The 6,027-nt window shown below is 27.2% G+C and carries 7 protein-coding genes; 2 read left to right on the top strand and 5 right to left on the bottom strand.

Annotation, left to right across the window (positions count from 1 at the left end; genetic code table 11):
• From HALO113_RS13775 to HALO113_RS13760, 4 genes are all read right to left on the bottom strand, one after another.
• The coding region (locus tag HALO113_RS13775) for a class I lanthipeptide (protein WP_201297654.1) at positions 1-101 on the bottom strand (101 nt) is incomplete at its 3' end.
• Positions 102-128: 27 nt separating this feature from the next.
• Positions 129-278, bottom strand: coding sequence for a class I lanthipeptide (locus HALO113_RS13770; protein ID WP_201297652.1), 150 nt, complete (start codon positions 276-278; stop codon positions 129-131).
• Between the two features lie 91 nt (positions 279-369).
• Entirely contained in the window at positions 370-2,748 is a 2,379-nt protein-coding gene (locus HALO113_RS13765) for an outer membrane beta-barrel protein (RefSeq protein WP_159779670.1), read from the bottom strand.
• A 54-nt stretch (positions 2,749-2,802) separates the two neighbouring features.
• Positions 2,803-3,492, bottom strand: a complete 690-nt coding sequence (locus HALO113_RS13760; RefSeq protein WP_159779669.1) for a hypothetical protein — start codon at positions 3,490-3,492, stop codon at positions 2,803-2,805.
• Positions 3,493-3,649: 157 nt separating this feature from the next.
• Here HALO113_RS13760 and HALO113_RS13755 point away from each other — a divergent pair, with 157 nt between their 5' ends.
• Entirely contained in the window at positions 3,650-4,408 is a 759-nt protein-coding gene (locus tag HALO113_RS13755) for a response regulator transcription factor (RefSeq protein ID WP_159779668.1), read from the top strand.
• A 2-nt stretch (positions 4,409-4,410) separates the two neighbouring features.
• Here the strand turns inward: HALO113_RS13755 and HALO113_RS13750 are convergent, their stop codons facing one another.
• The gene (locus tag HALO113_RS13750) at positions 4,411-5,160 is read right to left on the bottom strand and encodes a ThiF family adenylyltransferase (protein WP_159779667.1); all 750 of its coding nucleotides are present in this window, start codon (positions 5,158-5,160) and stop codon (positions 4,411-4,413) included.
• A 168-nt stretch (positions 5,161-5,328) separates the two neighbouring features.
• Here HALO113_RS13750 and HALO113_RS13745 point away from each other — a divergent pair, with 168 nt between their 5' ends.
• Positions 5,329-6,024 (top strand): HAD family hydrolase, encoded by a 696-nt coding sequence (locus HALO113_RS13745; RefSeq protein WP_201297650.1) that lies wholly within the window; start codon positions 5,329-5,331, stop codon positions 6,022-6,024.
• Positions 6,025-6,027 lie beyond the last annotated feature (3 nt).

Here is a 6,027-nt window from a genome sequence, read left to right as displayed (position 1 = left end):
TCTTGTGCTCCACCTTTTAAACTAGACATTTGAGACTCTTGTAATTTTGTGATTGCCTCTTTGTTTAATGTTAACCCTTTGTTTAAATTGATTTTTTTCATCTTGTTTTTGTTTTAATGATTAATTAATTATTTAGTTTGATTACATGATAATAATACACATGATCCAGCAGCTGCTTCTTGTGCTCCACCTTTTAAACTAGACATTTGAGACTCTTGTAATTTTGTGATTGCCTCTTTGTTTAATGTTAACCCTTTGTTTAAATTGATTTTTTTCATCTTGTTTTTGTTTAAAAATTTAATAATCAATCCTAGTTTTATGACATCAATTGCTTATCGGTCTATTCTCGGCCAAGAATTTTATTTTTATCTATTTAGTTGCTCTATCTTGTATTTCTTCATTACTAGATCGGTTTGATTTTGAAGAAATATTTTTATTCCCAAATGTGTAACTCACATTTAATCGCACATATCGCGTATCGTAATAATTTTTATAATTTGTTTTTATATCATTATAATAAGTTGTAACCAAAGTTCTGCTGGTATATAAAATATCACTAGCATATAAAGAAATATTTAAATTGTCATCTAGAAGTTTACAGGATAAAGAAAGATCTAGTGGTCCATAACCTTCTATTTTTGCCAATCCTATTTTTGCTGGTAAAACGTAATAGTAAGTAATCCCAAGTGAAAGTGTTTTCTTTTTATTTAATTGAATAGTATTTTGAGTTTGTAAAACCCCATTAAATCCTTCTTGTTCTGCTATAGTTTGGGGAATAGAGGAAGACATTTTGGAATATCCTAAATCAATTGTATTATAAGAAGTTAACCAGCGTAGCTTATCATAAATGTAAGTATTGCTTACACCATAACTTTTCGTTTTTATATAATTATAATAAGTATAATTAATTACTTTAGTAGAAGGATTAATCTCCCCAATTTGTTCATAACCGTTATCTAACCAATTAGTATATAATTTAAATTCATTTTTATGGGTATTAAAAATCAATTCTCCTGAAGTAATAAATGATGGATTTAAAAAAGGATTTCCTTGAATTGTTTTATAAGGATTGAGAACAATTTTGAATGGATCTAGACTTTCAAAAATGGGTCTTTCAAATCGTCTGCTTACATTAAAAGCAATTGATTTATTATCTTCTAAATTATAATTAAGAAAAAGTGTTGGAAATAATTTAGTATATTCATTTTTAAATGTTTGATTTAGTGATTTTGAAAAAGACTTAGTTACGGTATTTTCGGTTCTCAAACCTATTGTTGCGTTTATTTTTTCCGATATATTAAATGTACCTGAAGCATACAAAGCATAAATGTTTTCATCATAATTAAATAAATTAGATTGATTTTCATCTAATACTGCTGTGCCAGTAAACGTATCGTAAAATTTAAAATCATTAGTTGTTTTAGATAAAGAAATTTTTGTTCCAACTTTCATTTGAATCTTTTTAAAAGTAAATGCAAAATCAATTTTGTTAGAAAAATTTTCAAAATTATAGTCTATTCCTGTCGCATTTGAAAATAAAGGCTGAGTGGTATTATTCTCTGTTTTTTCACCTTGATTCTCTCCTGTTTTATCTGACTTTGAAGTAAAATAGTCAAAATCAAAAGAAAGATTTTTACCCAAACTATCTAATTTGATTTGATTATATAAATTGACAGCATGAATTTTTGAATCACTTAGAGTAAGTCCGTTAGAAGATATTGCATATTTAAACGTATCATTTAAGTTGTAAACATTATCTATATTATTTGTTTGATTATCTGTATTAGAATTAGTTCCAGCATAACTTGCTCCTATTTCCCAGTTTTTTGTAACGTTTTGGGTAATTGAAAATCTATAATTTAAGTAATCATTATCATATCTGTTAGGTCCTTTTCCAAGCCAAGTTTCATCTTCATAAAAATTGGTATTACTAAATACATTATTTTTAAGAAATTTACCATTAGAAACGCTGAATGTTAAGTATGTGTCTCTCTTTTTATAGTTAAAAGATAAATCTCTACCATAAGAAAATTGAGTTCTTTGAACACTTGACAATCTTGCATTTATACTCCAAAAATCGTTCTTATGTTTTTTAAGAATAATATTTATAATTCCGCCATTTCCCGCTGCATCAAATTCAGATGGAGGTACAGTTATCACTTCAATGCTAAGTATATTATTACTATTTATCGTAGCCAAATAATTCTTTAAATCATCCCCTGTAAAAGGCATCATTTTACCATTTACCATAATTTTTACAAAATTCTTTCCTAGCATGGAGAGTTTATCATCTCTCATAATAATATTAGGTGTAACTTTCAGAACATCTACTGCTGTTCCTAATTCTTGAGCCACTGTGTTTTCGATATTAAATACTAAGCGATCATTTTTTCTTATTAAAGTGGGCTTTTTAGATTGTACAATAACTTCGCTAAGTGTGTTAATATCTTCTTCTAATATTATTTTTTCTGTTTTGTATTCCTTTAAATCTATTTTTTTTGTTTTGAAACCTAAAAAACTAATTTCTAGATAATAATCGCCTATTTCATTCAACTCAATTTTAAAATTTCCATTACTATCTGTAATATCTCCTCTTTTAATACTTTGATCTATTGCATTATAAATTATCACATTTGCAAACGCTACTGGTTCATTTTTTTGATCAATAACTTGTCCAGTATAAATCGTTTGTGCTTGGCCCAAAAGGACTGAAAAAAGGAAAATAAAATTTAAAATTATTTTGTTCATCGTTATTCTTGTTTAACTACATTTCAAAACTACTTAACTAATTCTTTGGGTTTGCTACACTAAAGAGTAGTTGTATGTTAGTGTATTAAAAACTACACTTTTAGGTAGTGAATGAGTTATTATAGGTTGATTTTCAATAACATTTTCAGGTACCAAAGATTTATTGGTATTATAAAAATCAATTAATCCATCATAACTCATACAAATTGGAATGGTTTCAGAACCTAAATAGTCAATAGATTCACCTACAATTGTTGCTTTTATACCTAATAATGTTAGAATTCTGAGTAATTTACTATCACACTCAGCAAAAACTATATTCCCTTTATTTTTACAAATAGGAGAAATAGCACAAATCATTAACTGTTTGAAAAGTTGGGGATCACTACCTTCTTTTTTGATAGCAAATCTTCCAATATGAAAAATATCATTCAATTCTATATCGCCAACTACGTTTAAAGGGTTAATTCCAAAGATTTTTTGAATAGGAAGAATATCCATAAAATTCCATTTTAAAACACGAATCGACCCCACAATTTCACCTGTATCATTTTTTGAAACAAAAATTTGTGAGTTATTGATGTAATTCATTTCTTCTTTATAAATAGATTTTACATCTTGCTTATATTCTTTTGGAAGAATATTATTGGAATGGTGTTTAAAATTTTCCACCACTACAAATTCAGATAATTTTTTTATCTCGTTTGTTTCTAGTCTTTCTAAATAGTTTTTTGTAAGTATCATAATTGCTTTTGTTTATACTCAAAACTATTTAACATCTACTAGCTCTACATTACACAAAATAGTAGTAATGAGTCAGTTAAATAAAAACTACTCTAAAGTGTAGTTTATAAGATTTTTTTCTTAAAAAAACCTTATATTTGATAGTAAACAAATAAACATGGAAGGCATAAACAATTTTTTTTCACTAAAAAACACAGTTAATGGTGTTTCAGATGATGAGATTTTACAAACAAGTGATTATTTAGAGCCTATAAGAGCTTTTGCAAGAACAACCTATAATAGTATCTATGTTATAGATTATGAAAAAAAAGGATTTGACTATGTGTCGGAAAATCCATTATTTCTTTGTGGTCATACAGGAGAAGAAGTAAAAGAGATGGGATACTTGTTTTATTTTAAATATGTTCTAAAACAAGATTTAGATTTATTATTAAAAATTAATGCTGTGGGTTTTGAGTTTTATGAAAAAATTCCAGTAGAAGAAAGAAAATTTCATACTATTTCTTATGATTTCCATTTAAAAAATAAAGAAGGTAAAATCATATTAATTAATCAGAAATTGACACCTCTTTTCCTTACCAATGATGGCAAAATTTGGAAAGCAATATGTATTGTTTCTCTTTCAAACGAACAAAAATCGGGAAATATTAAAATTTTCAAAAAAGGGGATAATAAAATCTTTACTTATGATTTAGAAGGCGATTTTTGGAAATCAGAAGAAAAAATAGAGTTGTCTGATAGAGAGAAAGAAGTTTTAAGTTATTCTATTAGAGGATTTACTATTACAGAAATAGCTGATGCAATATTTGTTTCTCCTGATACGGTTAAATTTCATCGTCGTAAATTATTTGATAAATTAGGGGTTAATAATATATCAGAAGCTGTTGCTTTTGCAACTAATAATAAATTGATTTAGATTTATCTTATTGAAGAAAAATAAAATTCTGGAAACTTTTTAACTTCTTTTCCTGTTGCAATGTCAAACAAGATTTGTGAACACATAGAAGCTACCATCCAAGAACCAATAGCTAATTGAGGTGGTGGTAAAATCTCAACTTCATTCTTATATTCTTGAATAATATTTTCTAACCATTCTTGAGGATTTCCCCAAAATCTCAAATATTTTGTCGCATATTCTACCATATTAACCTCATTAAAGTTTTCTTCCGATTTTTCTAAAGAACTTAATGATAAGCTATCCGAAGCAATTACACTTACTAAACCCGCCCAGCCTAAATTATATGGATGTAAAATAGGTATACCCTGTGCTTGACAAATGCGATCAAATACCAAAGGAACATCAGATGAAAAATCTAAAGCATTAATAGCTATTTTACTACCTCTTACATACTCTTCCACATTTTCTGAGGTTAAAAAAGTCGTATGAACAGTAATTTTTGCATTGCTATTTATAGCTTCTAATCTCTTTTGTAAAGCCATGGTCTTATCAGCAGAAATGTCTTCCTCTGTATAATTTTGCCGATTTAAATTGGTTAACTCAACTTGATCGCCATCAATAATTGTTATGTTTTCAAAACCCAATCTAAGAGCACATTCTGCAATAACACTTCCAATACCACTACCTCCTAAAAGAATCGGATAATCCTTAATAATTTCTTGCTCTTCCTGAGTAATATAAAGTCGGTTTCTACTATATCTCTTTTCCATTCTAATAATTTTAGTACAAAAGTAAGTCTATCTCAAAAAATACTTTTTACCCTAAAAGGTAGTTTTCATATTTATTTTATAAAATGAAAAGAATCATTTTCAAAATGGGTCAAAAAAATGTAATTTTAACCGTTTATAAGTTATAAACAATTCTTTTAATTCTAAAATATGATTATTAAACCCAAGACTATTGCTTTTGATGCAGATGATACTTTATGGCATAACGAACCTTATTTTGATGAAGCTCAAGCTCGTTTTTGCGAATTATTTCAAGATTTTGCTTCTAATCAAGAAATTTTAGGAATGATTTTAAACCATCAGGTTAAAAATTTACCTCTATATGGGTTTGGAATTAAAGCTTTTACTTTGTCAATGATTGAAACTGCTTTAAAAATTACTAATCATACTATCTCCGGAAAAGGAATTGAAAAAATAATTACTATTGGTAAAGATTTATTACAAAAACCAGTTGAACTGTTACCCAATGTAGAAGAGGTATTAAAAGAACTAAAAGGTGAATATAAATTAATTGTAGCTACCAAAGGAGATTTAAAAGATCAACATAGAAAATTACATGATTCTGGTATTGGTCATTATTTTCATCACATAGAAGTTTTAAGTGATAAAACAGAATTGGATTACACTAAAATGCTCGGCCGATTAGATATTAATGCTAAAGATTTTCTGATGATAGGCAATTCTTTAAAATCAGATGTTTTACCCATTTTAAATATTGGTGGTTATGGTGTTCACATTCCATATCATACCACATGGGAATATGAAAAAATTGATTTTGAAATTAATCATGAAAACTTCAAAGCAATAACCTCAATTACAGAAGTTTTATCTTTGTTGTCTAATTAAATT

Origin of the sequence: Flavobacterium sp. 9AF, assembly GCF_902506265.1 — a bacterium.
Lineage (GTDB): Bacteria > Bacteroidota > Bacteroidia > Flavobacteriales > Flavobacteriaceae > Flavobacterium.
The sequence above is the reverse complement of the archived record's forward strand: the minus strand, read 5'-3'. Positions and strand labels throughout refer to the sequence as shown.